Raw genomic sequence first — 23802 nt, forward strand, 5'->3', positions numbered from 1 at the left:
ACTTATCGTAGTTTCCGACTCCGGTAGGAGACGTGACGGACAAAGATACATAACCTTCCCCTCTATCTCGATGGTCTATAGGGATTGGACCTACCGGGCGACCGCTTCATCAGGAGCGAGTCACGCGGTCGCATGGGTGGCGGCGCAACGCTGTCCAGCGGCATCACCGAGTCGGCCGGGGTGGCAGTGGCGGGACCGGAGGTCACCTCCCCATCCTCATTGACATCCATATGCCCGGCAGTATCGTACAGCTCGTACTTCGTCATGTACTGATTGCTCTTGAAGCCAAAGCGACTCCTCAGCTCCTCACCCGGTCCTCTCAGGATCCGGATGCTGTCATGCGAGTAGACCAGCTCATTGTCCTCGTCCCAGAAGAGACGGTTCCCGAAGAATTGCGTCCCCTCCCGATTGAGGATATGGATGTTTCCGACCAGCTCCCAGAGGTGGCGCGACACATGATAGTAAGCAGTGTCAGAGACGATCGACGCCTGCTTATGGAAGAGGGTGTCAAACTGCTCCAGATAGAGCCCACTAGGGAAGACCCACTGCTCCTCAGGTTCGCTCCGAGAGAGCCACAGGTCGGTCACCATCTTATACTTCGTCACGCCGCTATCGGAGATGAAGGTGACCACATCCTTAGTGATCGAGGTGTAGCCCAGGCTGTCGATGGTCCGGCTCGCCAGATCCGACTTACGCCCCTTGCATCCGGTCATCAGGAGGGCTGAGAGTAAGACAAAGAAGAAGCAGGTGCGACCCCACATCGTGGAGTACACCGGCTTCTTGCTCTGACTATGTATCGATAAGGATCCTATCTCAGGCTCCTCCATAAGGGCTTAGTGATAAGTAAAGGGACCGATCAGCGTACGCGGATCGTGGTCGTCTCTCCGATCCATCCCCCTACGGTAAAGGACTGCCCCTCCTGCAGGTCTGGGTGCATGAAGATATCCTCCTTAGCCGGATAGGCAGCCGTGTAGGTGCCGATCAGCTTATTGGCCTGAGCTGCCACACTGGGATCCATAGACTTGGCGCGGGCAGCCTTGTCCACGACGAGGCAGTAGACGACGCGCTGCTTCACCGGATCGTCCGGGTAGATACTGCTGGCGCTGGAGGCGTACATGCTGGCGATAAGGAGCATCGGCGCACCGAAGCCCGGCTTAGCTGCCATAGCGGCGTTGCAGTACTGACGAGCGGTGCCGTAGCTGTGACGGTCGTAGTACATCACGGCGAGAGCGTAGTTTGCCTCACCCTTCTCGTCCGCATCGGTACTGAGGTCGATCGCCTTCTTATAGTACTCCTCAGCCTTGGTATAGTTCTTATCGGCGAGCGCCTTCCGGGCCACACCAAGGGCGGCAGAGGAGCTCGGCTCGAGATTAAACATCGCCTCAGAGGCAGCATAGTAGGAGGGACTCTCCGTACAGCCGACGCTCTGGAAGAGAGCGATCGTCTCCTTGAGGAAAGTCTTGTCGCTGCTCTTCTCCTTGATCTGAGGTCCGTAGATCGACTCCATCACATCGCAGCTGGCCGCACCACTGGCAGCAAAGGCCTGGAGTGAGGTGGCCTGGTAGCTGGCGATCGCCTCGGCATGGCTCGTATTACCGGCCGCCTCGGCACTCGCCTTAGCCTCTGCAAAGAGCTTGTCCGCATAGGTCTGATCCTTGACATACTGCTCCTTGAGGCTCGGATCCAGTGAGGAGCGGAGCAGAGACGCGTAGGTAAAGTAGTAGAGCGTCAGCGGATCGGTCTTTGCGCCACGCTTGTCGATCACCGGCTTCAGCCGCTCATACATCTTGGAGTAGTCCACATCGTCCGGATAGTACTTCAGCTGATCGGAGATCATACTGCCGAGGATATAGTCCTCACCAGTCTCCTCATCGTCGCCGAAGTACTTGATGCGGGTATCGTACATCCCCATCAGCTCCTCGTAGGCCTTCTTCTTCTCCTCGGGGGTTTTGGCATTCTCGATTCTCCAGTTGAGGATCTCAGCTCCCTGGATATAGAGGTCCTTGGACTGCGCAGGGCACTCGTCGTAGACGCGCTTCCAGAAGGTGTAGGCATCTACGTAGTTCTTACTCTTGAGGTAGATCTTATAGTACTTCGTGTTCTTCGCGCAAGCAGCCGTATCCGGCTCAGCGGTCATGGAGGGGGTCACATAGGTGCCGGCATATGCCGAGAGACCTAGTCCCAGTGCGAGGGTAAAAAGTAATGATTTCATTGATATGAGTTTGATTTTTAGTTTTCTATATGATTATCCGAATGCTTCAATCGGTACAATTATGACGAAAATATCCGGAATTGGTTTACTGTATCAATAGATCTTCAGCTTGCGGAACCAGGTCTCATTGAAGGCGAAGCCCAGCGTGAGCCGAAGCATATCGCTGCTGAAGCCACTCGCCTTATCGGCCAGTCCATGCTTGTACTCGAGCGAGAGATTGATCGCCGAGTTGCGCTCCAGACCATAGAGGAGGATCGGCAGCCCCACGCCTATCGAGGCACCGATATACTTCATCTGTCCGATCGGTGCCACCTCGTAGTAGGAGGTGGAGAAGTTGACTCCGCCGGAGTAGGTGATCATCCTGCCGTAGTTGCTCGAGTAGGGATCGGGGAGGATCTGAAATCCTGCTGCCGCATAGTAGCTGTCCCTCAGCTGCAGTCCGTCGCCGGCAAAGATATTGGGCACACGGCTCCAGAGTGAGGTCTTGAGGTCCGCCGATAGGGCGTACTTCGTCGGCCGCACCCATGCCAGCCCCACACCGATGGTATGAGGGGTCGAGGTCTCCAGCACCAGATTCTTATTCTCGATATCCGGGCGAGTCTGAGAGTTGACATTCCGATTGACGATCAGCGTAGCCTCCGGATCCAGAGGGAGCCCGGGGCTGTAGGTGGCACCGAGGACGATCTGGTCGCGCGTGGCGGTGGAGGGATCCTTGGATCGAGAGGGGAGGAGCAGTCTATACTGCAGTCCAGCCTCTGCCTGTAGGGAGCTTATTCTCAGACGGTGAGTCTCCATACTCTGCGTGAGCTGGGAGAAGTTTGGCACCAGGGTCCAGGAGTGGGTCTCCGACCCAAATAGATACTTCGCACTGACTCCTATATGAAGGTTGCGCACCACCTCGGCACCGATGCCGAGGTAAGCGGTCTGGAAGGAGCCCCTGCCGGTAAAGTTTTGTACATACTTCACCTCCTCGCTATCGCCCTCCACGCCCTGCGTCGAGACCATACCATACCCGGTATAGAAAGAGGGGATCAGCCCGAGACTCAGCGCCACCCGGTCGCCATAGATCGGAAACTGGACCGCCAGATAGTCCAGCCCGCCCTGCAGTGAGGGCTTGCTGACCGTCGCATCGCGGTACTGACCGAAGTGAACCGATGTCGCCACATCCATCAGGAAGGAGAGGGAGTCGGTGGAGGCGAATGCAGCAGGGTTGGTGAAGTTGATCGCCTTAGGGTTGCTCAGGGCGATACCGACACCGCCCATACCCCGCCAGATAGTAGGAGTGGCGTGGGCGGGGAGGCCATAGCCGTACCGAGTGGTCGGCGAGGACTGCATATCCTGAGCCTGCAGCGGGGTGCTGAGGAGACCCAGGGTGAGTATGGTAAAGACAGTCGAGTAAAGTCTTATCCTCGGGGATAGCATACGAGATGATGATTTGTTAGTCCACTCATGCGAGCTACAGCACCCACACAAAGTCGACGACAAATATCGGTAATTCTACACTGCTTCGCAAATCCTCCCCACCACAAGTCCCCCACCCGTCCGATCGCCCCATCCCTCCAAACCCCGCTGGTGAGCGGGTCCCCGGAGAGGCAGATCTAGTACCGGAAATAGATTTCACCCAGATCGGGGTGCCGTCCCCGACGCCCGGCGCGCTATCTTATCCGACTTATCCGACACGTCCGACTTGTCCGAAAAAGGTCAGTGTGGTAGGGGATGTCAAAGGAAATCAGTACCTTTGCAGCTGAAATACTCCGCATCGGGTCGCATAAGCAGGTGCACAGAGGCATCTCACCCGCCGGGTATCACTCTAAGAACTAATGCAATATGTACGGAATCGTAGAGATTCAGGGACAGCAATTTAAGGTCGAGGAGGGCGGTAAGCTCTTCGTCTACCACATGAAGGATGTCAAGGAGGGCGACACGGTAGACTTTGACCGCGTCATGCTGCTGGACAATGAGGGCAACATCACCGTAGGTGCGCCCACCATCGAGGGTGCCAAGGTGACCTGCGAGGTGGTAGAGCCCCTCGTCAAGGGCGATAAGGTGCTGGTCTTCCACAAGAAGCGTCGCAAGCGCTACCGCAAGCTCAAAGGCCATCGTCAGCAGTACACTCAGCTGCAGGTCAAGTCTATCGTAGGCTGATCTGAGACAGTCAGTTATTTACTCACTCTAAAGACTATACTGAATACAAGATATGGCACACAAGAAAGGTGTAGGTAGTACCAAGAACGGTCGCGAATCAGAGAGCAAGCGACTCGGCGTCAAGAAGTTTGGCGGCGAGATTGTCAAGGCAGGCAACATCATCGTACGCCAGCGTGGCACCCGCCACTATCCCGGCGAGCATGTGGGTATGGGGAAGGATCATACGCTCTACGCTCTTACCGATGGTGTCGTAGCCTTCCGCACCACGACAGGTGACAAGTCTATCGTCTCCGTGGAGGCGAAGGAGATCGTCGCCAACTGATCACTACTCGGCTTCGCTCTACAGGACGATACCCTACTGATATAGGTTTCGATCAGAGAACATTAGCCAACTAAACTCATAAGCGTATGCTCCGTCACTATTCTCCCCATGAGATGAGTGCTGAGCATACGCTTCTCTTTATATTATAAGGTCCGAGAGCCGGTCCGCCTCGCCCTACCCGGGATCACTGTCAGATATGAAAAGAAATCCACTCTATCTCCTGGCCGTTGCGCTGATGTTTGTCAGCACGACCTCCTGCAGCGTCACCAAGCGGCCGATCAGTTCGCTCTACTTTGCAGAGCAGGCTGCTGAGGCTGCAGCGACGCCCTCCCCGGAGATGGTGGCGCTCGGCGAGAGCATCTCGAGCAAGCTTGGTATGGAGGTATCCTATCCGGAGAATGATCTGGGTCTGTACGCCTTCGTCGCCGACTGGCTGCGGACACCGTACCGCTTCGGCGGGACCTCGAGGCGAGGGACAGACTGCTCCGGCTTCGTCTACCGGCTCTACCAGACGGTTTACGAGACCAATATCGGACGACAGTCCTCCGCCGACCTGATGAGTCAGACCCAGCGGGTCTCGCGGGGAGATCTGAGGGAGGGAGATCTGGTATTCTTCAACATCCGCAACAGGCGGGGCGGGCGCGCCTCCCATGTGGGAGTCTATCTCAGTGACGGAAAATTTGCCCACGCCTCCACCCGGAGCGGCGTGATCATCTCCCGTCTCAGTGAGCCGTACTACAGCAGGACCTATCTCGGAGCCGGAAGGGTAAAGAAATGACGATCTCACCACTGCCACCCGAGGAGCCGAAGCTGGTCCTCCTCGATATGGACGGCGTACTCGTGGACTCCATGCCGATCCACGACTATGCTTGGCGAACCGCTGCAGACAAGTATAATCTGAAGTACGAGGAGGGAGAATTCTTCCACGCCGAGGGGATGAAGGGTCGGGACACCATTATCCTCCTCTATCGGAAGACCTTTGACGAAGATCCGACGGAGGACTTCATCGAGGAGGTATATGCCTACAAGACGCACCTCTTCGAGGAGAGACAGGCCGATCTCCTCCGCCCCATTCCTCATGTCCGGGAGCTGATCCTTTACCTCAAGGAGGTGCGAGGGATCGACCTCGGCGTGGTCACAGGCAGCACGACAGCCAATGCGCTCTCCCGGATAGGGACCTACTTCGAGGGGCTCTTCACGGAGGAGCAGCTGATCACGGCAGACAAGGTGGAGAAGGGGAAGCCCGACCCTGAGCCCTATCTCCGCGGGATGAGCCTGACCGGGCACAGCGCCGGCGAGGCGCTTGTGGTGGAGAATGCTCCCCTGGGGGTTCGCTCGGCAGTTGCCGCCGGAGCATTTACGGTGGCTGTGGCTACCGGTCCCATCCCTGAGGAGATCCTTCGGCACGAGGGAGCCAACCTTATTTTCCCCAATATGCGGGCTCTGCTTGCTTGGTGGCGCGTGACCTATGGAGAAGCTGTCTGAGAGGGAGAGCAAGCTGATCCGCTCCCTTCGTCTCAAGAAGAATAGGGATGCCTCAGGGCTCTTCGTTGCTGAGACGGTCAAGGTGGTCGAGGAGATGCTCCCCTACTTTGACACAGAGCTACTCCTGGTCACGGCACCGACCGAGCTGCCTATCGAGGAGTCGAGGGTGCGGTTCGTCACTGAGCGGGAGATGAAAAGAGTGTCTCAGCTCGACTGCCCGTCGGACTGCCTTGCTCTACTCAGGATCCCCGCTGCTGAGACGGTCGGCCGGCTCGAGGGACTGGTGGTAGCACTCGACGAGGTGCAGAATCCCGGCAACATCGGCACGATCATCCGTCTCTGCGACTGGCTCGGCATCGGTACCCTGCTGATGAGTCGCGGATGCGCCGATCCCTACGGGGCTAAGGTGGTCCAGTCGACCGCCGGTGCTCTCGGTGCCCTCACGATACACTACGATATAGACCTCGCCGCCACGCTGAGACGCTACGACGGAGCGATCATCGCTGCCGACCTGGACGGCGAGCCGATCGGTCAGGCATCGGTGCCCCGGGAGGCGGTGGTGCTCTTCGGCAACGAGGGGCATGGCTTCAGTCCCGAGGTCAAGTCTCTCTGCACAGAGACCATCCTGATCCCCAAGTCGCCCTCAGCCGCAGGGGACTCGCTCAATGTCGCCCTCAGTGCCGCCATTATCCTCTCCCACTTCTCTCAGATCATCTAAGGCTTATGAATCACCGCACTCTATTCGCCACTCTTTTTCTCACCCTTCTCCTCGCACTCAGCGCAGCAGCAGAGGAGCCGAAGTCCACTTACGTCCGCTTCAAGACAAATAAGGGCGACTTCGTGATCGAGCTCTACGACGAGACGCCGCTCCATAAGGCGAACTTCCTCTCCCGCGTGAGGGAGGGAGCGTACGACGGGACCACCTTCCACCGCGTCATCCGCAACTTCATGGCACAGGCCGGTGGAGGACTTAAGGGCGGCAGGGATCCCAAGGGGACCTACATCGACTCCCTCAGTCGTGCGACCGTAGAGGCGGAGATACTCTATCCCAAGCTATTCCACAAGCGGGGCGCAGTGGCAGCTGCCCGCGTGGGCAATGACATCAATCCTGAGCGGAGGAGCGACGGACTGCAGTTCTACATCGTCATGGGGCAGTTTTATCTCGAGGGGGAGCTAAAGCAATTTGAGAGCGAGGAACGACCGATGCCGGAGGAGGTGAAGAAAGCCTACATGACCGAGGGCGGCACCCCTCATCTCGATGGAGAGTACACCGTCTTCGGACAGATCGTCTCCGGGATGCGTACGATCGAGAAGATCTGCGCCACCGAGACCGACGAAACAGATAAGCCTCGCAAGGAGATCTACATCAAGTCAGCCAAGGTCGTCAGTCGCCCATAGGCTGGGAGATAGTAGAAAAATGGTAACTTTACGGAAACGTAAACCACCAACTACTATCAATAGAGCTATGAGCGATAAAGTCATCGACCAGCAACCGAAGGAGGTCTTCCACTACTTCGACCAAATCACCCGTATCCCTCGCCCCTCCAAGAAGGAGGAGAAGATGATCGCCTACCTGCAGGACTTTGCCAAGGAGCAGGGTCTGGAGTGCGAGGTGGATCACGCAGGCAACGTACTGATCCGCAAGGGCGCCACACCGGGCTATGAGGATCGGGCGAGCATCGCCCTCCAGTGCCATATGGATATGGTGTGCGAGAAGGATAAGGATGTGGACTTCAACTTCGAGACCGACGCCATCCAGACCTACGTCGAGGACGGCTGGGTACACGCTCGCGGTACGACGCTTGGCGCTGACGACGGGATCGGTGATGCAGTCTGCCTCGCGATCCTCGCCTCTGACTCGATCGAGCATGGTCCCATCGAGTGTCTCTTCACCCGCGATGAGGAGACCGGACTCACAGGAGCGATGGAGATGGCGCCGGACTTTATCGACAGTAAGATCCTGATCAATCTCGACAGCGAGGAGGAGGGCGAGATCTGCATCGGCTGCTCCGGCGGTAAGGATACTGTGGCAGAGCTGGAGTATGAGCGCACCTACGCCTACCCGGAGCTGCACTACGCCCGGATAGAGGTCCGCGGGCTCCACGGCGGTCACTCCGGGAGCGAGATCGACAAGGGGTATGCCAATGCAGTCAAGCTGCTGGCCCGACTCCTCTTCCGTCTCGGTAACGAGGTGGAGTATGTCCTCGCCTCGATCGAGGGGGGCAACCTCGACAATGCCATTCCGCGCGAAGCACACGCAGTCATCGGCGTAGCGCCTGAGGACAGGGATGCGCTGACCGCTTTTGTCAACGTCTTCCGCACCCACCTGCAGGACGAGTACAAGGTGATGGAGCCGGGGCTGAAGGTCGAGCTGGATACGGTGGAGACGCCGGACTACTGCATCGACACTGACACGGCAAATGATCTGATCTTTGCCCTCATCGCCTGCCCTCATGGCGTGATCGAGATGAGTCGCGAGATCGAGGGACTGGTACAGACATCGACCAACCTCGCCTCCGTAAAGATGCAGAATGAGGACGAGGAGGACGCACTGATGGTAGTCACCAGCCAGCGCAGCTCGATCGACTCACAGATCGATATGGTGGGTGACATGGTCCGTGCCACCTTCGAGTCCATCGGCGCAGATGTGTACGAGCACAGCCCCTACCCCGGCTGGGAGCCCAATACCGACTCTCAGATCCTCCAGATCGCCTGCGAGAGCTACCGCACCCTGTACGACACGGATCCCAAGGTGTACGCCATCCATGCCGGTCTGGAGTGCGGGCTATTCCGTCAGAAGCGGCCTGAGCTGGATATGATCTCCGTAGGCCCGACGATGCTCTATGTCCACTCGCCGGCAGAGCGACTGGAGGTGGCATCGGTGGGGAAGTTCTGGGACTACATCCTCGACATCCTTAAGCGCGCCCCTGAGGCAGGTAAGTAAGCAGGTGATGCCATGTCACGGCGTCTTGCGCTCCTTTTCCTTACCCTCATTACCGCACTAACCGCCATGGGACAGCAGTCCGGGCAGGTGATCCGCCGGAGAGTGGTCTCCTATAATGTGGAGAACCTCTTCGATACCATTGATGACCCGGAAACGGACGACAAGGACTTCCTCCCTGAGGGATCCTATCACTGGACCAAGGGCAGGTATCGGAATAAGGTGGAGAACATCTCCCGCACCCTCTCCCGCATCGGCGAGTGGGGCTACCCCGCTCTCATCGGTCTCGTGGAGATAGAGAATGTCCAGGTGATCCGCGACCTGACCGACGCCAAGGCACTCCGCAAGATGGACTACAGGATGTCCGTCAGCCGCGGAGCCGACCCGAGAGGGATCGATGTGGCGCTGCTCTGGGACCCGAAGCTCTTCCGCCGCGTAGATGCCCATGAGATCCCTCACTACGGGGATCTACTCAGCTATCCCCTGAGGAGGGACCCGAGGACAAAGAGGGAACGCTCAGGCAGCGGACGCAATACGCTCTGGGTGACGCTCGAGCAGCGGCACAGCGGAGCGCTCCTCGATGTCTTTGTCGTCCACATGCCGAGCCGTCGGGGAGGCATCCGCACGACGTCGGCTGACCGAGAGCGCGTCGCTGCTAAGATCTACCGAGTAATCCAGGATCTCTATGAGGAGCGGCCGGATGCGCGAGTGCTGATCATGGGAGACTTCAATGACGAGCCTCACAACAGAGCTCTTACGACCGCTCTCCGGACGATCTCCCCGGTTGCCGAGAGGGGAGAGATCCGACCCCGACAGCTCTACAACCTTGCGGCGCCTCGCGAGAGGGAGGGTAAGGGTACCCACTACTTCGGGCGACGCTACTGGCTCCCCGATCAGATCATCGTCTCGGGGAGTCTCCTGCTCGACAGTGCGCCACTCAGGGTGAGTGACCCGTCGATGAGCATCTACGAGCCCGGCTTCCTGCAAGAGCGCAAGTCCCGTCCGCGGCGGAGCTTTAAGGGACTCCACTACACCGGAGGCTTCAGCGACCACTACCCCGTCTTTGTCGATCTGATCATCGATCAGACCGGGGTAAACCCGTCAGAGCCGTCCGCTACAATCCCTAAGACACCTGATCATAATCTATAGGTCTCATAACGTCCAGTACAATAGACTGGTTATCAGCTAGAGCAACCTCCCTATTTCTTTTACCGATATTAGCGTCAACTATTACCGGTATTAGTGGACACTAATACCGGTAATAGATTTGACTAATACCAGTATTAGTCTCAGGGGATCTCCTAATACTCTTCAGACAGCTATTGCATCTAATGAGTACCAAGATCCAAATGTGTCTCATTGTTAGCCTCGGCTACGCATGTCTGCCAATCGGCGGAGAAAGAACAAGAAAAACAGGAATTTATTCGACTGATGATAAGCGAAATAGACACCTTGTAGCAAAATAAGATCACGCAACACCTTGTCCTTCTGCAAAATTATTGTACCTTTGCAGAGCAATCCACAAGAGAGCCCCCTACCAACAGGGGAAATAAAGTATGACTCGGTAGCTCAGTTGGTAGAGCAATTGACTCTTAATCAATGGGTCGAGGGTTCGAGCCCCTCCCGGGTCACTTCTCCAGCCGAGGTGCTGCCTACTCCACTCGTGGAGAGACAGCATCTCGTTTTTTGTACCCACACTACACGATCGCAATTCATCCATTATGGCGATAGAGCAGCTAATCTTCTACATCTCTCTCCTTGCTATTGTGGGCCTGGTGCTCAGCAAGGCAGGGTTTAGGTTTGGCATCCCCTCCCTACTCCTCTTCCTCGGCGTCGGGATGTTTGCCGGCTACGCAGGCTATCTCGAGTTCAACTCCGCCTCTGAGGCACAGACCATCGGTATCATCGCGCTGACGATGATCCTCTTCACGGGCGGAATGGATACGGACTTCGACGAGGTCAAGCCGGTGATGGTGCGAGGCTCTCTCCTGGCGACTGTAGGCGTACTGCTAACGATGCTGCTGACGGGGACCTTTATCTACTTCCTCTTCCGTCAGCCCTGGGTGCCCGGTGAGGTGCAGTCACTCTCCTTCCCCATGGCACTACTCTGCGCGGCGGTGATGTCCTCGACCGACTCGGCATCGGTCTTCTCGATCCTGAGGTCCAAGGAGATGCACCTCAAGCACAATGTCAAGCCTCTGCTGGAATTTGAGTCCGGAAGTAACGACCCGATGGCCTATATGCTGACGCTGATCCTGCTGCAGATGATCCATACGGGCGACTCCTCTATCGGCAATGCCCTCTGGATGTTTGTCCTCCAATTCAGCATCGGCGGGGTGCTGGGCTACGCCTTCGGCAAGGGGGCGATCTGGTTTGCCAATAAGGTGAAGCTCGCCTCACCGGCACTTCACTCGCTCCTCCTGCTCTTCGTCGCTTTTGTCATCTACTCGGCGACGGCGCGGCTCGGAGGAAATGGCTACCTCGCTGTCTACATATCCGGACTGGTGGTGGGCAACTCCCAGGTAATCTACAAGAAGAGCACGATGCGGCTCTTCGACGGCTTCCAGTGGCTCTGCCAGCTGGTGATGTTCCTCTCACTGGGGCTGCTTGTCAATGTCGATGAGCTTGCGGGTGTGGCGTTGCCGGCGATCATCATCGGTCTCTTCCTGATGCTGGTAGGTCGCCCCCTCTCTGTCGCACTGACGCTCCTGCCCTTCATCAAGAAGATGCCGCTCAATGCGATGCTCTACACCTGCTGGGTGGGGCTGCGCGGGGCTGTGCCGATCATCTTTGCCACCTATCCTCTCGTGGAGGGGCTGCCGGAGGCTCGGATGATCTTCAACGTCGTCTTCTTCATCACCCTCATCTCGCTGACGATACAGGGCGGCAGCGTGACGCTCGTGGCGAAGTGGCTCGGGCTGGTCGACGAAGAGGTGAGGACGCCGGTCTTCAGAGACGTGGATCTGCCGGAAAACTTCACCAGCACGCTCTCTGAGATGATCGTCAGCCCGGCGATGATCGAGAGGAGCAACCTGCTGAAGGACATGAGCATCCCCAATCACACCCTCGCCATCCTCGTGAAGCGGGGCGAGAGCTACTTCATACCGAAGGGCGAGACACCCCTCGAGGTGGGCGACCATGTCCTGATCCTGAGCGACGACGAGACCGCACTCGTGGAGGCGTACGAGCAGCTCGGGATACACCACTACCACCTCGATGTGTAAGTGGATTTTTGCCATTAGGAGAAAATTGTCTATCATTGCACCCGCCTAATAATAGGTAAGAAAAACAAAGTAGAAACCATCAATCAGAAGTAATATATGTACTGGACATTAGAGCTGGCATCTAAGCTGGATGATGCTCCCTGGCCTGCCACCAAGGATGAGCTGATAGACTATGCTCAGCGCACCTGCGCCCCCATGGCAGTGATCGAGAACCTCCAGGAGATCGAGGACGATGGCGAGAGCTACGAGTCCATCGAGGACATCTGGCCCGACTATCCGAGTAAGGAGGACTTCTTCTTCAACGAAGAGGAGTACTAAGTAGCGTCCACCATGACCGTAGAGCCTGAGATCACCATAGCCCGAGGGACACCGGAGATGGTGCCGCTGATCGCCAAGTGCGCGATGGCAGCCATCGAGCGGTACGACTTCGCCGACGATATGGATGATGATCAGAGCGAGCTCTACGACTGGCTGCTGGACATCTGCGGTCGGACGGACACCCTCTACTCCTATCGCAATACTCTGGTGGCTAAGATCGATGATGAGGTAGTGGGCTGCCTCATCTCTTACCCCGGCGACGACTACGAGGCTAAGCGAGCCTTCACCTTTGCCGCTCTGGATGGAGCGGGACCGAGTGACACTGAAACCGGCCCGGGAGAGTACTACCTCGATACGCTGGCCCTCCTCCCTGCCGCCCGCGGACACCGCATAGGACTGAGGCTCATGGAGAGCGTCATTGACTATGCGACGAGAGAGCTGGGGTACGATCGCTTCACTCTGCTTGTAGACGAGGATAAGCCTCGACTGGAATTCTACTATACTATGCTTGACTTTCGGCGAGACGAGAGAGTGTACTTCATGGGACACCCCTACTATAGGATGGTCCGATCTCAGAAGTGATGCAATAGGCACAAAAAGAGTGGGACGGAGTTTGAGCTCCGCCCCACTCTTTTGTCTATAATATACTTTAGTATCTGTAAGAGAGGGAGAGAAGAAGAGACCTACCTCGGAGAGGCACTTCAGAAGCAAAGTCATTGATCCCCCCGTAATACACCTGTCGGAAAAGCGTAGTATTAAGTAGATTCTTCCCCTCCAGCCGTAGTCTCACCTTATCGGAGAGGTCATGCTGAAGCACAGCATCCAAAAATCGGTAACGAGACCTCTGACCCTCAGCAATCTCCATCACACCTCCTTCATAGCTCAGGGTCGCCTCCCAAGTCTCCATCGGGAAGAGATAGAGGGAAGTCCCATAGCTGAGCCGGTGGAGAGGCGCGCTACTCTTCTCTCCCCCACGCTTCGAAGTAGATAGACCGACGTTAGCGAGGAGATTTCCCCACTTGGACAACCTTTGCTCCAGGCTGAGTGATAGATCCGAGAAGGTCATCGGGACCTTATAGACCACCTGATTTTGCAGGAAAGGGCGAGAGGAGTGCGTTACGTCTACCTTTCCCTTGAGTACAGTGCCCGTCGAGACAAAGCTCTTGCTTAGAGAGAAGCCGGCATAGAGTCGATCAGCCTGATAATCCATAGGCTTCACACCATAGACAAGTCGTCCATCGACTGCCCGGAGAGTGGCTAGCCGGTCGCCACCGGAGCGCTGTGCCATCAGCGTCCCATTCATAAATACCATATGGAGTAGGTTGCGATACGCCCCGGTCAGAGTGACGTGCATGGTGTGATACCGCTCAGGAGTATCAGCATAGGTATAGTAGCTCCTATACCCTCTTCGCAAGAGCTGACCAGGCATATAAGCCGGCGCCCGAAGCCCTCTATTGCCCTCTCCTGATAGGCGGATGGTGGTACGATCACTGGGTGCGTAACTGATAGAGAAGTGCGGGAGTAGAGACCCAGTCCTCTTATCCGTCTCTTGGGAGCCATAGGCAGTGAGACCGACAGGTAAAGTGAGTCTCATCACCACCTGATCCCCCGGCAGACGATACAATAGCTCCGGGGACAGCTCAAGAGTCCCCAGCCGGTACCGACCCTCCGCATCTCCGACAGCATAGCGATGGCCCTCCATATTACCTGTGAGAGTCAGGTAAAGCATAAGGTCCCCGACAGACTTCGTGGTAGACATCACACTATGCAGAAGCGTCCTGTGATGAAGAAACAGCTCTGAGGGATCATCTGCCACGTCAAGCCCCTCCTCTATGCGCTGATAGTCGGCATAGAGAGAGCCACGGATCATCAGATCCCCGAGGGGAAAGATCGACCTCAGATCGTTCTTCACCGCCAGGTCGCTCAGGCTTCGACTCTCTCGTAAGTCTGCTGTAGTCCCTTTCTCCTCTGTATGGATATCGCTATGCATCCCCACCTTAGCTAAATCCGCTGAGAGCTTATCCGACAGATAGACGTTGTCGCTATTATGCTCATAATAGAGAGAGGGAGAGAGACGGAAGTAGCGACGCTTACCACAGGACTGCTCACGATACTCCCAAGGATCCTCTCCGCCATATCTATTGTCCTCCATACGCCTCCTATGCTGCCGATCGGCGACCCCGGTCGCACTTACTCGCAAGCTCCGGATAGGGCTAAGGATGAAGAGGTGATTAAGGCTCGCTGCACCACTTTCATTGAAGCGATAGCGCACCAGCGGCAAAGGGATGTCAGTGGGGAAGTCTGTGGTCAGAAAGGGGGAGGCAGGAGTGGGTCGGTAGAGGAGATCGTAGACGGTGGGGACACCACCGAAGAGCCGCTCCACATCCCGTCCGGTGTTATTCCCTCCACCGATCAGCATGCTCTGTGATCTCCGGCGCACTAAGGTAGTGCTGATCTTAGACTCCAGCAGCAGCGGGGCAAGCCCTGCCCCAACCGAAACCTCGCCAAAGGGTCGCGCCTTATAGTCCTTACTAAGACGAAAATTCATAGCCACATCCTTGCTGTCCGACCTCTTCTTGAGGATCCGCTCGTGTGTATGACGCTCCATGACGTCGACTCCGGCGATCGCATCGGCAGGGAGATTTTGAGTGGCCAGGTTGTACCGATTCTCCAGTAGGTCCTGCCCCTCGATATAGAGATGACTGATGGCACGTCCCTGGTACTTGATGTCCCCGCTGTTACCCACCTCCACTCCGGGGAGCTTCCTGAGCACATCCCCGATGGAGCGATCACTCTTCACCCGGAAGGAGGAGACATCATAGCTTACAGTATCCTTGTATGCAACTACAGGGGGAGCCTTAGCAAAGATCTCGGGGAGCTTGGTAGCGGTGGGCTCTAGCCGCAGCACCAGCTCGCTACCACATCTCAGTCTATCCCGTCTCACCTCTGCTGACTTATAGCTCATCAGGGTAACGCTTAGCCTGGTCACCGACTCACTGATCGTAAGATCAGCCTGTCCCTGATCGCCCGTGATAGCATAGCCTACGAGAGCATCCCCCTCGTCATATAGGCGACAGAGTGCACCCGACAATGGGGTATCATCCTCTGCTGAGAGGATAGTCACATGTATGGTGCAGGGATCTGCTGTAGCCAGGAGTGGAGGAGTAAGCAATAGGAGGACAAGGAAGAGCCTGATCCTTATGCGGTACCACATAGTCACTCCAGCTCTATGGGGTTGAAGGGAAGTGGCTTAATGCTCTTGAGCGTCTCCTCGGGGATCGTGACGCCCCTCATGCTCATCAGTCCGCGAGCGGGATCGGCACAGTAATTCCTATGCATCTGCATAATGTGTCCCCGTGTCTCCTCCGGATAGTCCGTTCGGCGGTAGACGGGGATCGGATCCTCCTCCGGGACCGCAGAGAGCGACCCGAGAGTAAAGGAGTACTGACCTGCCGTGTCATAAAGGCAGAAGATCAGACCCGGCAGACCTGTAAACTTATAGGGACCATCCGGGATCGGAACTTCGGGGGCATACCAGGCCACATAATCTCTCCCGCGGAAGTGCGTCAGCGCCCTCTTACACTGCACACCCGCCACGATCGTATCTCCGGGGGTCATAGACCACTCCATCTGGGGAAGGGATTCCTCGTAAGCATACTCTTTCAGCCCGGTCGATGACACCACGAAGCAACTATCGGCACCGCGTAAGACTCTGTCCATAAAAGCCTCCTGATGCATCACCGACATTAGGGGTACCAGCAGGTCACTCTCCTTGCGCTTGGCTCGGGCATAGCTATCATTGATGGAGTCCGCTTGGTACGAGAAATAATCCATAAACATACTATATCTCTCACCCACAAAGAGGACAGTCCAGCCGACCTCATGCTTATAGGGATTACCGGGATCCTTCTGGTGCTGATACTCGTACAGTGCCCGGTATTGTGCCTGGTCGTAGATCTGCTTTGGACTCTCAGCAGCCAATTTATCTCCAAAAGCTCCGGCTACATCCTTAGGGTCTACCACCTGAGCCGACAGGGTTCCTGCGATGCTGAGCGATGCCACAGCCATCACACATAAATATCGATATAACCTATGCATTGTTTTTTCACTACATAAATATTAGATGTAAAAAGAGGTCACGATACAAAGAAGTAGTCTAAAACTATTTAACCTCACATCGTGACCTCATGGGGTAAGCTTGAAAAGAGTCTAATGATTAACTACGCATTCACGGACAAACCGCTTCATCGACAGCTAGAACATCATTCAACATCTCTTCAGCGCTGGAGTAGTCATCACTTTCCACAGTGATGGTCTTTCCGCATGAGGTGTTAACAGTTACTTGATGTGCAAAAGCACTTACTCCGCTGATAGCAAACAGCCCTAAGACTGTAGCGGCAAAAGAGAATAGTCTCTTCATAGTTGTTTTGGTTGTAAAAGTAGTTATGTCGCATCTTTGTATATAATACTGGCGCGCGGCTTGACCATGGTAATACTAGTAAACCACGTATACAAGACTTAGTCTAGTAGAAAAGTCCTGTTTTACAAATGTAGCCAAAACATCTGGCAAATACAAATCCTTTATCCAGAAGACGATCGCACTTGAGCTCTTTCGTAATCTATCTAATGCCTGTCAAGGGGGATTATCCTCAACCGGACTACCATAGCGCTCTGCCGAGACTGTCCTGCATCGACTCGACTTATACCGCACCCCCGTACGCCAATACAAAGCAGAAGAAAGGGGCGAGGTCTGACAGTTGTCAGGCCTCGCCCCTACTCTATGAGGATCATATCTGAGTAACTGGCGGGAGACTATCAGTCCACCTTGGCACTGCTCTTGAGGATCACGTCATGCGCCCCACCCTCGGTGATCGAGGTCTGGGAGACGACCGTAACCTTGGAGTGCTTGCGGAGATGCTCCAGTGTAGTCGATCCACAGCTGCACATCGTCGCCTTGATCTTATTGATCGTAGACTCGAGGCTGTCCTTCATCTCTCCGGCGTAAGGGACGTAGCTGTCGACCCCCTCCTCAAACTTCATCTGACCCAGCACCGGCGCCTTGTCGCCATCATCGTACCGTTGCCAGTTCTTGGCACGATTGGAGCCCTCACCCCAGTACTCCTTGACGTAATTGCCATTGATCTTGAGGAGACGACCCGGGCTCTCATCGAAGCGAGCGAAGTAGCGACCCATCATCAGGAAGTCAGCTCCCATAGCGAGGGCGAGGACCATATGGTAGTCGTGCACGAGGCCGCCGTCGGAGCAGATCGGGATGTACTCTCCCTTCTCCTCCAGCCACTTGTCTCGGGCAGCAGCCACATCTATGACCGAGGTAGCCTGACCTCGTCCGATACCCTTCTGCTCACGTGTGATGCAGATCGATCCCCCTCCGATACCGACCTTGATGAAGTCGGCACCTGCAGCGGCGAGGTAATTGAAGCCATCCGCATCGACCACATTACCGGCTCCGATGGGGAGATCGGGGTAATTGCTCTTCACCCACTGCAGCGCATCCGCCTGCCACTCCGAGAAGCCGTCCGAGGAGTCGAGGCAGACAACGTCCACACCCGCCTTCACTAAGGCCGGTACCCGCTCCTTGTAGTCGCGGGTATTGATGCCTGCACCGACGAGAAGGGTCTTTGTCTCCTTGTCCGAGAGCTCATTAGGGTTAGCGTGGTGGCTGTCGTAGTCCTTGCGGAAGACGAGCGAGCAGAGGTGATCCGACTTATTGATGATTGGAAGGGTATTCAGCTTCGCATCCCAGATAACATCGTTAGCCTCCGAGAGGGTAATCCCCTCATACCCGGTGGTGAGCTTATCGAATGGGGTCATCATGTCCCTCACCTTGGTATCGAAGGGCGTCACCCCGATGCGGTAGTCCCGTGTGGTGAGCATACCGAGGAGCTTGCCATTGGGCTTGCCGTCATCGGTCACTGCGATGGTGGAGTGCCCGGTCCGCTTGATCAGGTCGAGCGCATCCTGCAGCGTATGGTCGGGAGTCAGGTTGGAGTCGCTCTGGACAAAGCCGGCCTTAAATTTCTTCACCCTCCGCACCATCTCCGCCTCATCCTCGATGGGCTGAGAGCCGTAGATGAAAGAGAGCCCCCCGTTCTGCGCCAGAGCGATCGCCAACCGGTCATCTGAGACCGCCTGCATAATCGCCGAGACGAAGGGGATATTGAGGTGAAGGGAGGGCTCCTCGCCCTTCTTGTGCTTCACGAGAGGAGTCCGGAGACAGATGTTATCCGGGGTGCAGTCGCGTGTAGTAAGTCCGGGGATAAGGAGATACTCACCGAAGGTATGGGAGATTTCGCTGGTAATGATGGCCATGATAGTCTATGCTATGTATTCTTTGTCGTCCAACGGATATAGATCCTGCACAAAGGTACCCCTTTTCCATTTATTATCTCACCTCCGGCTCCTGCCGTAGATCCAGCCGTAGAGCGCACCGACGAAGAGGGCACCGCCGACGATGTTGCCGAGAGTGACGGGGAGAAGGTTGTCGAGGAGGAGCTGAGACAGGCTCACCTCAGCGCCATACATCATGCCGGTGGGTATGTAGTACATATTGGCAATAGAGTGCTCGAAGCCCATCACCACAAAGGCCATCACCGGACACCAGAGCCCCATCATCTTACCGGACATCGTATCCGCCGCCGTCGCCAGCCAGATAGCGAGGCAGACGAACCAATTGGCTCCCACGCCACGGACGAAGGCTTCACCCCAGGAGAGCGAGGCCTTTGTCTCCGCAGTGGAGCGGATAAAGGTGCCATAGGCCTCAGGCTCCATCAGTCCTGTGAGGTAGACGAGGAAGTAGTCCCAGAAGAGTGCGCCGAGGAAGTTGGCACACCAGACCACTCCCCAGCCGAGCAGTACACGCCCCCACCGTACTTTACCCTGCATTGCCGCCGGTACCAAGACGGCACAGTTCCCGGTAAAGAGCTCCGCCCCCGCAATGACGACGAGGATGATACCGAGGGGGAAGAAGAAGCCGCTCAGAAGCTTAGGCAGCACCGGATTGCCTGCTGCAGCAGCGCCGAAGCCACCGCCTGCCAGGGTCGCCAGAGTGCCTCCCATGGCGATATAGACGCCGGCGAGAAAGCCGAGGAGGATCATATTAGTAAGAGAGAGCGAGGTCTTTGCCTCTGCCGTCGCGTAGGTTGATGCGACGATCTCTGCGGGAGATTTCATTTTAGAGAATGCTATTGTTTGTGATACGTCGGCAAACTTAGCTCTTTCGTCCGAGACCAGAGAGACAATGAATGATCGGTAAAAAATTGCGGTATCTCTTCCTGCCGGCACCCGGAATATCATAGTGCTCCCCACACGGCTCCATTACTTCACGGTGACGCTCTCAGAAGTGGTACTCCAGTCCGATCATAAAGTAGCCGGGGAGACTCCTGTAGTACTGGCTGTATCGGTAGCCCGGATGGACCGTTTCGAGGAGCCACTCCTTGCCATCGAGATGGAGTAGATCCTTCCCGCGGATCGAGGCGGTCCACTTCCCCCACTTGTAGTACACTTCAAGATCGATCTCCATGAGTTCCTGCCGGCTTTTCTCCTCGCTCTCCGACAGCCTCTTATACGTCCCGCTGATTTGATAGGAGAGGGCCTGATGACGCCCCTTGAGTGCAAGGCTCCCTCCTGACTCTGTCAGCCGGTGCCCGCTGTGGTTCCGGGAGTCGCTCCAGTGCCTTATGTCGCTGTAGAGACGGAGTGATGCATTTACCGGGCTGTGACAAAATCGGCTCGTAAGACCGATGTCCGAGTGGAGACGCTTGGAGCGGAGGAGAGTCTCCGCATCGTGGAGGATAAAAGGAGTCTCGGTGATACTCCCTTTCAGCCCCACAGAGATGTCAATGGGTGACCGAAAGAGTGCAGAGGAGAAATTGATCGCCCCCTGGAGTATCTCCTCCCTACCCCCATCGAGGTATCTGTAGTGCGAGACCGGACCGCTCTCCACCACTTCCATCCGTCCATTGTCGGTGGACAGGTGGTATGAGAGATGGGAGAAGAAAAAGAGGCGGTGGCGCAGGTTGATAAAGGAGTAAAGCATCATCGCATCAGTCATCCTGCTGCCGGGGTGTGTGATGATCGAGGACTGCCTCACGCGACTGTGGTCATCGATCCATCCGACCCTCGAGAGACGCTCCATAGGTACAGGGAGCTGTCGGTGCTCGCCGTAGAAAATCAGATCGTTACCCTCGTCGAAGTGCAGTGTGATCTGCGCTAAGGGGTGGAGGCTGAGCTTCCGATACTCTATGGTGGGGGCTAAGCTGAGGAAGGAGTGGCGAGCGTAAGAGAGCCCGGCTCCCCCGTCTATCTGTAGGAAGCCCTTGCTCTTGCTTAGCCCCAGATATCCCTCCAGACGATCAGCTGAGAGGCGCTCGATAGTGGGGTCGATCTCATTCTCCTCGGAGAGGTACTCTGCTGAGTGGCGGTCGCTCGTGGCGGAGATCTCCGCCTTTGCTAAGAGGTCTTCCTTTAATGGAAGAAGGCTTCCAACATAAAGCTGTGTGCTGAGTCGCTTATCGGACAGGTTGAAAGCCACGCCCCGATACTCACCGTCACTTGGCTCAGGGAGAGAGAGGTACTTTAGTAGCTGAGGCAGGGAGGTCTTCAGACCTTCCTCCTTTGCTTCTCTCTCCAGCACGGCATAGACTCCGCCATAGAGCAGTCCCTTACCTAAGAGATACTTTGCTTCAGCACTTCCACCCAGCTGTCGGTAGTGCCGACTCAGGGTCTCCCGACTGCCATTCGGCTGACTATGGACAGAGCTGAGGAACTCTCCCCGGTCCCGATCTCGTGTGAGTGCTGCTTGCAGGGTGCTCTGCAGGGCAAAGCGATCAGAGGGGATCCACCGCTGACCGATCTGCTGGGTGAGGAGGAGGGCACGTTGGTGGCGTTTATAGCTCTCGCCGTAGGTTGATCGACTCTCCTCAGAGGCGATGGGGCTGTACTCGTACCGGCTCTCACCGGACTGTGCTCCGCGAGACTCATGGAGAAGTGTGGTCGAGTGCAGTCTGTACTCTGCCCCGGGTCGCCAAGCAAGAGACACTCCACCCACGGCTCCGCTGTGGGAGTACTCATCGGGACGAGATGAGCTGAGCCGCTCTGTCCCGGGCGGCAGAGGCAGCGGTTTCTCCTGCGTAGATATACTTGGGTAGAGCGTGGAGTAGGTGCTAACCTCGCTCTCCGTAAGCAACGGATCCCCAGTATTTGTCCCTGCACCTCGTAGGCTGAGGGAGAGCTTATCCTTGACCGAGATCGTCGTGGCAGATGGGGCATAGCGCCCTTTTGCTCCGGCGGCGAGAGCTATTCGCCCGGTGGTTCTGATGGGGTGCTTGGTCTTTAGATTAAGGGCTCGCTGCTTGCCGGTCTTGAAGTCCCCTCCGATATCACCATCCTTGTAGTCATTGATCACCTCTATCTCGTCCGCAAAGTCGGACGAGAAAGTGTCCAGTGCGGTGGAGGTGTCTGTCGTCAGTAGGTCCTTATTGTTGATCAGGATCTTATGGATGGGTGACCCCTGGAAAGTCAGCTGACCTGTGTCATCGATCTGCATACCGGGTAACTCGCCGATCACGTCACCCAGAGTCTGTTCTCCGCCGCTTACATAGGTCTTGCTGTCGAAGACGATCGTATCCCCTCGCGCATATACGCCCGGCGCGGAGGTGGAGACGACCACCTCGGAGAGTGTCTCAGCCGATGGACGAAGACTAATTCTCAGATTAGTTATCTCGGAGCTATTTGATAGATCGAACTCCCTCTTGTAGGTCCGGTAGCCCATGAGCCGCACCGTCAGCCAGCGCATGGGAGGATCGCCCGGTACATCCTCTATGACAAATCGCCCCTCTGTGTCGGTGACGACATACAGTCGACCTTGCTTGGAGTCCCGATCCAGGGAGAGCTGCACCATAGCGTAGGGGAGCCCCTTGCCCTCCTCATCGAGTACCTTACCCTGTACCGTTAGGTCAGTCTGAGCTGATAGGAGCGTGCAGGTCAGGCAGGAGAGTAGTAGAGCGAGGACTCTAATGCGGGAGAGTGGGAAGTGGGACATACCTGACTATCGGACGATCCGGATAGTACCCCCACCGACCTCCATACTGCCCCCACTCTCGAGGAGCGGTCCCAGCACATCGTCCACGATCTTCTCGTACTCCTCCTCTGTGCAGGGCTTTCCCTCCTTTGTGAATGCAATGTCTCTAATGCCGGGTTCGGTTGTGACCTTAATCAAACTATAGGTATGATCGCCCCACCGCATAGAGACCACCGCACCCGGCAGACCTGTAAGACCGATGGGTCCTGCCGTGACCGGTAGATCATCAGCGATCCATAGTACCGGTTTCTCTCGGTTAGTCGGTCGGACTCTGGAGCACTCGATGCCGCCGATCACTTTCGTCACGTCGGTGAGGTCCCACTTGTACTTCCTGTTGCCGGTGATGAGATAGGGACCGCCCAGTATGGTGCTTTCATCCCGGCGGGTGTAGTTCCCGGTCGCCAGGTCTATCATACAGGCATCCGAACCGCCCGGGTAGAGGACACTGTCCCTGACGACCGCATCGCGCTGTAGGGTGGCTGCTGCTTGATTCCCGACAATGAAGAGGAGATAAACCTCGTCAGCGGATTGCTGCATCGGGTTATCCTCAGTCGTGGGCAGCACCGGGCGCTTGAGATAGGTGAGTACGAGCGCTCCCTTCGCCTTAAGTGAGGGCGCTTCCTGTCCGTATAGAGTACCTACCGCAATAAACAGGATTGCTACTACGAGGGATAGAGATCTATTCATATATAGTTTTATGTTAGATCTTCATTATGTATTTCGTGATTGATTATTACAATTGTAACCAGAAAATACCGAAAAAACAAAAGCAATGTCAGACACAAGTGCTTTATAGCAGGGCTGACGCATTTGAGCGTTACAGGAGTCACTCCACTCACTGTGAAGAGTGGTGAACGATGCACCCCGACAGGGGTGCCCGCTTTTTAGNCCCGGGTCGAGGGGCGTAGCCCCGACGACCCGGGGGTCAGGCGTTGCCAGCGATCCCGCGACCCCGCTAGGGTGTCGCACTGATTGACTGACTGGTATGTGCGACACCCTGGCGGGGTCGTATACCTTGAATGCGTCGTCGTTTCCCGGGGTCTTCGGCACTTCGTG

General features: G+C 56.3%; 21 protein-coding genes and 1 tRNA gene. 12 read left to right on the top strand and 10 right to left on the bottom strand.

The annotated features are described in order from the left end of the window. Positions 1 to 62: 62 nt before the first annotated feature. The 3 genes from B088_RS00875 to B088_RS00885 form a co-directional block, all read right to left on the bottom strand. Complete coding sequence (locus tag B088_RS00875) at positions 63 to 827, bottom strand: hypothetical protein (protein ID WP_018106520.1); 765 nt, start codon at positions 825 to 827, stop codon at positions 63 to 65. A 29-nt stretch (positions 828 to 856) separates the two neighbouring features. After that, positions 857 to 2212, bottom strand: coding sequence for a tetratricopeptide repeat protein (locus B088_RS00880; RefSeq protein ID WP_018106521.1), 1356 nt, complete (start codon positions 2210 to 2212; stop codon positions 857 to 859). 93 nt (positions 2213 to 2305) lie between these two features. Beyond that, positions 2306 to 3634: a hypothetical protein gene (locus B088_RS00885; protein ID WP_018106522.1), complete on the bottom strand. Its 1329-nt coding sequence runs from the start codon at positions 3632 to 3634 to the stop codon at positions 2306 to 2308. A 405-nt stretch (positions 3635 to 4039) separates the two neighbouring features. On the opposite strand from B088_RS00885, the gene rplU reads away from it, so the two are divergent. From rplU to B088_RS08200, 12 genes are all read left to right on the top strand, one after another. Continuing rightward, complete coding sequence (rplU, locus tag B088_RS00890) at positions 4040 to 4357, top strand: 50S ribosomal protein L21 (RefSeq protein WP_018106523.1); 318 nt, start codon at positions 4040 to 4042, stop codon at positions 4355 to 4357. A gap of 52 nt (positions 4358 to 4409) precedes the next feature. Continuing rightward, positions 4410 to 4679, top strand: a complete 270-nt coding sequence (gene rpmA, locus B088_RS00895) for a 50S ribosomal protein L27 (RefSeq protein ID WP_018106524.1) — start codon at positions 4410 to 4412, stop codon at positions 4677 to 4679. 196 nt (positions 4680 to 4875) lie between these two features. Then, positions 4876 to 5457 (top strand): C40 family peptidase, encoded by a 582-nt coding sequence (locus B088_RS00900; protein WP_038973783.1) that lies wholly within the window; start codon positions 4876 to 4878, stop codon positions 5455 to 5457. After that, positions 5454 to 6164, top strand: coding sequence for an HAD family hydrolase (locus B088_RS00905; RefSeq protein WP_018106526.1), 711 nt, complete (start codon positions 5454 to 5456; stop codon positions 6162 to 6164). The genes B088_RS00900 and B088_RS00905 overlap by 4 nt, the downstream gene beginning before the upstream one ends. Further along, positions 6148 to 6882 (top strand): RNA methyltransferase, encoded by a 735-nt coding sequence (locus B088_RS00910; RefSeq protein WP_018106527.1) that lies wholly within the window; start codon positions 6148 to 6150, stop codon positions 6880 to 6882. Before B088_RS00905 ends, B088_RS00910 begins: the two co-directional genes overlap by 17 nt. A 5-nt stretch (positions 6883 to 6887) precedes the next feature. After that, positions 6888 to 7562 (top strand): peptidylprolyl isomerase, encoded by a 675-nt coding sequence (locus B088_RS00915; RefSeq protein ID WP_018106528.1) that lies wholly within the window; start codon positions 6888 to 6890, stop codon positions 7560 to 7562. A gap of 67 nt (positions 7563 to 7629) precedes the next feature. Further along, the gene (locus tag B088_RS00920) at positions 7630 to 9108 is read left to right on the top strand and encodes an aminoacyl-histidine dipeptidase (RefSeq protein ID WP_018106529.1); all 1479 of its coding nucleotides are present in this window, start codon (positions 7630 to 7632) and stop codon (positions 9106 to 9108) included. Between the two features lie 12 nt (positions 9109 to 9120). Further along, on the top strand, positions 9121 to 10254 hold the full coding sequence (locus B088_RS00925; RefSeq protein WP_018106530.1) for an endonuclease/exonuclease/phosphatase family protein: 1134 nt from the start codon (positions 9121 to 9123) through the stop codon (positions 10252 to 10254). A 409-nt stretch (positions 10255 to 10663) separates the two neighbouring features. After that, a tRNA-Lys gene (locus B088_RS00935) sits at positions 10664 to 10736 on the top strand. A gap of 90 nt (positions 10737 to 10826) precedes the next feature. After that, entirely contained in the window at positions 10827 to 12329 is a 1503-nt protein-coding gene (locus B088_RS00940; RefSeq protein ID WP_018106531.1) for a potassium/proton antiporter, read from the top strand. Positions 12330 to 12425: 96 nt separating this feature from the next. Then, positions 12426 to 12647, top strand: coding sequence for a DUF2795 domain-containing protein (locus B088_RS00945; RefSeq protein WP_018106532.1), 222 nt, complete (start codon positions 12426 to 12428; stop codon positions 12645 to 12647). Positions 12648 to 12659: 12 nt separating this feature from the next. Further along, the gene (locus tag B088_RS08200) at positions 12660 to 13229 is read left to right on the top strand and encodes a GNAT family N-acetyltransferase (RefSeq protein ID WP_018106533.1); all 570 of its coding nucleotides are present in this window, start codon (positions 12660 to 12662) and stop codon (positions 13227 to 13229) included. A 67-nt stretch (positions 13230 to 13296) separates the two neighbouring features. Here B088_RS08200 and B088_RS00955 read toward each other — a convergent pair whose 3' ends face one another. The 7 genes from B088_RS00955 to B088_RS00985 all read right to left on the bottom strand — a co-directional run bounded on the left by B088_RS00955 (position 13297) and on the right by B088_RS00985 (position 23433). Next, positions 13297 to 15861 carry a TonB-dependent receptor gene (locus B088_RS00955; protein WP_018106534.1) on the bottom strand — a complete coding sequence of 855 codons (2565 nt, stop codon included), beginning with the start codon at positions 15859 to 15861 and terminating at the stop codon, positions 13297 to 13299. A gap of 2 nt (positions 15862 to 15863) precedes the next feature. Further along, positions 15864 to 16715, bottom strand: a complete 852-nt coding sequence (locus B088_RS00960; protein ID WP_018106535.1) for a GLPGLI family protein — start codon at positions 16713 to 16715, stop codon at positions 15864 to 15866. A gap of 160 nt (positions 16716 to 16875) precedes the next feature. Beyond that, positions 16876 to 17067: a hypothetical protein gene (locus B088_RS00965; RefSeq protein ID WP_018106536.1), complete on the bottom strand. Its 192-nt coding sequence runs from the start codon at positions 17065 to 17067 to the stop codon at positions 16876 to 16878. Positions 17068 to 17462: 395 nt separating this feature from the next. Continuing rightward, positions 17463 to 18977, bottom strand: coding sequence for an IMP dehydrogenase (locus B088_RS00970; RefSeq protein ID WP_018106537.1), 1515 nt, complete (start codon positions 18975 to 18977; stop codon positions 17463 to 17465). Between the two features lie 78 nt (positions 18978 to 19055). After that, complete coding sequence (locus tag B088_RS00975; RefSeq protein ID WP_018106538.1) at positions 19056 to 19838, bottom strand: formate/nitrite transporter family protein; 783 nt, start codon at positions 19836 to 19838, stop codon at positions 19056 to 19058. A gap of 163 nt (positions 19839 to 20001) precedes the next feature. Beyond that, on the bottom strand, positions 20002 to 22707 hold the full coding sequence (locus tag B088_RS00980) for a TonB-dependent receptor (protein WP_018106539.1): 2706 nt from the start codon (positions 22705 to 22707) through the stop codon (positions 20002 to 20004). 6 nt (positions 22708 to 22713) lie between these two features. Beyond that, entirely contained in the window at positions 22714 to 23433 is a 720-nt protein-coding gene (locus B088_RS00985; protein WP_018106540.1) for a GLPGLI family protein, read from the bottom strand. Positions 23434 to 23802 lie beyond the last annotated feature (369 nt).

It is taken from the genome of Porphyromonas bennonis DSM 23058 = JCM 16335, from assembly GCF_000375645.1.
Taxonomy (GTDB): Bacteria; Bacteroidota; Bacteroidia; order Bacteroidales; family Porphyromonadaceae; genus Porphyromonas_A; species Porphyromonas_A bennonis.

Bases quoted from the DNA above. Each gene is read 5' to 3' on its own strand.
- B088_RS00985 (WP_018106540.1), bottom strand. From the start codon at position 23,433: ATGAATAGATCTCTATCCCTCGTAGTAGCAATCCTGTTTATTGCGGTA.
- rpmA (WP_018106524.1), top strand. From the start codon at position 4,410: ATGGCACACAAGAAAGGTGTAGGTAGTACCAAGAACGGTCGCGAATCA.
- B088_RS00955 (WP_018106534.1), bottom strand. From the start codon at position 15,861: ATGTGGTACCGCATAAGGATCAGGCTCTTCCTTGTCCTCCTATTGCTT.
- B088_RS08200 (WP_018106533.1), top strand. From the start codon at position 12,660: ATGACCGTAGAGCCTGAGATCACCATAGCCCGAGGGACACCGGAGATG.
- rplU (WP_018106523.1), top strand. From the start codon at position 4,040: ATGTACGGAATCGTAGAGATTCAGGGACAGCAATTTAAGGTCGAGGAG.
- B088_RS00960 (WP_018106535.1), bottom strand. From the start codon at position 16,715: ATGGCTGTGGCATCGCTCAGCATCGCAGGAACCCTGTCGGCTCAGGTG.
- B088_RS00910 (WP_018106527.1), top strand. From the start codon at position 6,148: ATGGAGAAGCTGTCTGAGAGGGAGAGCAAGCTGATCCGCTCCCTTCGT.
- B088_RS00965 (WP_018106536.1), bottom strand. From the start codon at position 17,067: ATGAAGAGACTATTCTCTTTTGCCGCTACAGTCTTAGGGCTGTTTGCT.
- B088_RS00885 (WP_018106522.1), bottom strand. From the start codon at position 3,634: ATGCTATCCCCGAGGATAAGACTTTACTCGACTGTCTTTACCATACTC.
- B088_RS00880 (WP_018106521.1), bottom strand. From the start codon at position 2,212: ATGAAATCATTACTTTTTACCCTCGCACTGGGACTAGGTCTCTCGGCA.
- B088_RS00905 (WP_018106526.1), top strand. From the start codon at position 5,454: ATGACGATCTCACCACTGCCACCCGAGGAGCCGAAGCTGGTCCTCCTC.
- B088_RS00875 (WP_018106520.1), bottom strand. From the start codon at position 827: ATGGAGGAGCCTGAGATAGGATCCTTATCGATACATAGTCAGAGCAAG.
- B088_RS00970 (WP_018106537.1), bottom strand. From the start codon at position 18,977: ATGGCCATCATTACCAGCGAAATCTCCCATACCTTCGGTGAGTATCTC.
- B088_RS00980 (WP_018106539.1), bottom strand. From the start codon at position 22,707: ATGTCCCACTTCCCACTCTCCCGCATTAGAGTCCTCGCTCTACTACTC.
- B088_RS00915 (WP_018106528.1), top strand. From the start codon at position 6,888: ATGAATCACCGCACTCTATTCGCCACTCTTTTTCTCACCCTTCTCCTC.
- B088_RS00920 (WP_018106529.1), top strand. From the start codon at position 7,630: ATGAGCGATAAAGTCATCGACCAGCAACCGAAGGAGGTCTTCCACTAC.
- B088_RS00940 (WP_018106531.1), top strand. From the start codon at position 10,827: ATGGCGATAGAGCAGCTAATCTTCTACATCTCTCTCCTTGCTATTGTG.
- B088_RS00925 (WP_018106530.1), top strand. From the start codon at position 9,121: ATGTCACGGCGTCTTGCGCTCCTTTTCCTTACCCTCATTACCGCACTA.
- B088_RS00945 (WP_018106532.1), top strand. From the start codon at position 12,426: ATGTACTGGACATTAGAGCTGGCATCTAAGCTGGATGATGCTCCCTGG.
- B088_RS00975 (WP_018106538.1), bottom strand. From the start codon at position 19,838: ATGAAATCTCCCGCAGAGATCGTCGCATCAACCTACGCGACGGCAGAG.
- B088_RS00900 (WP_038973783.1), top strand. From the start codon at position 4,876: ATGAAAAGAAATCCACTCTATCTCCTGGCCGTTGCGCTGATGTTTGTC.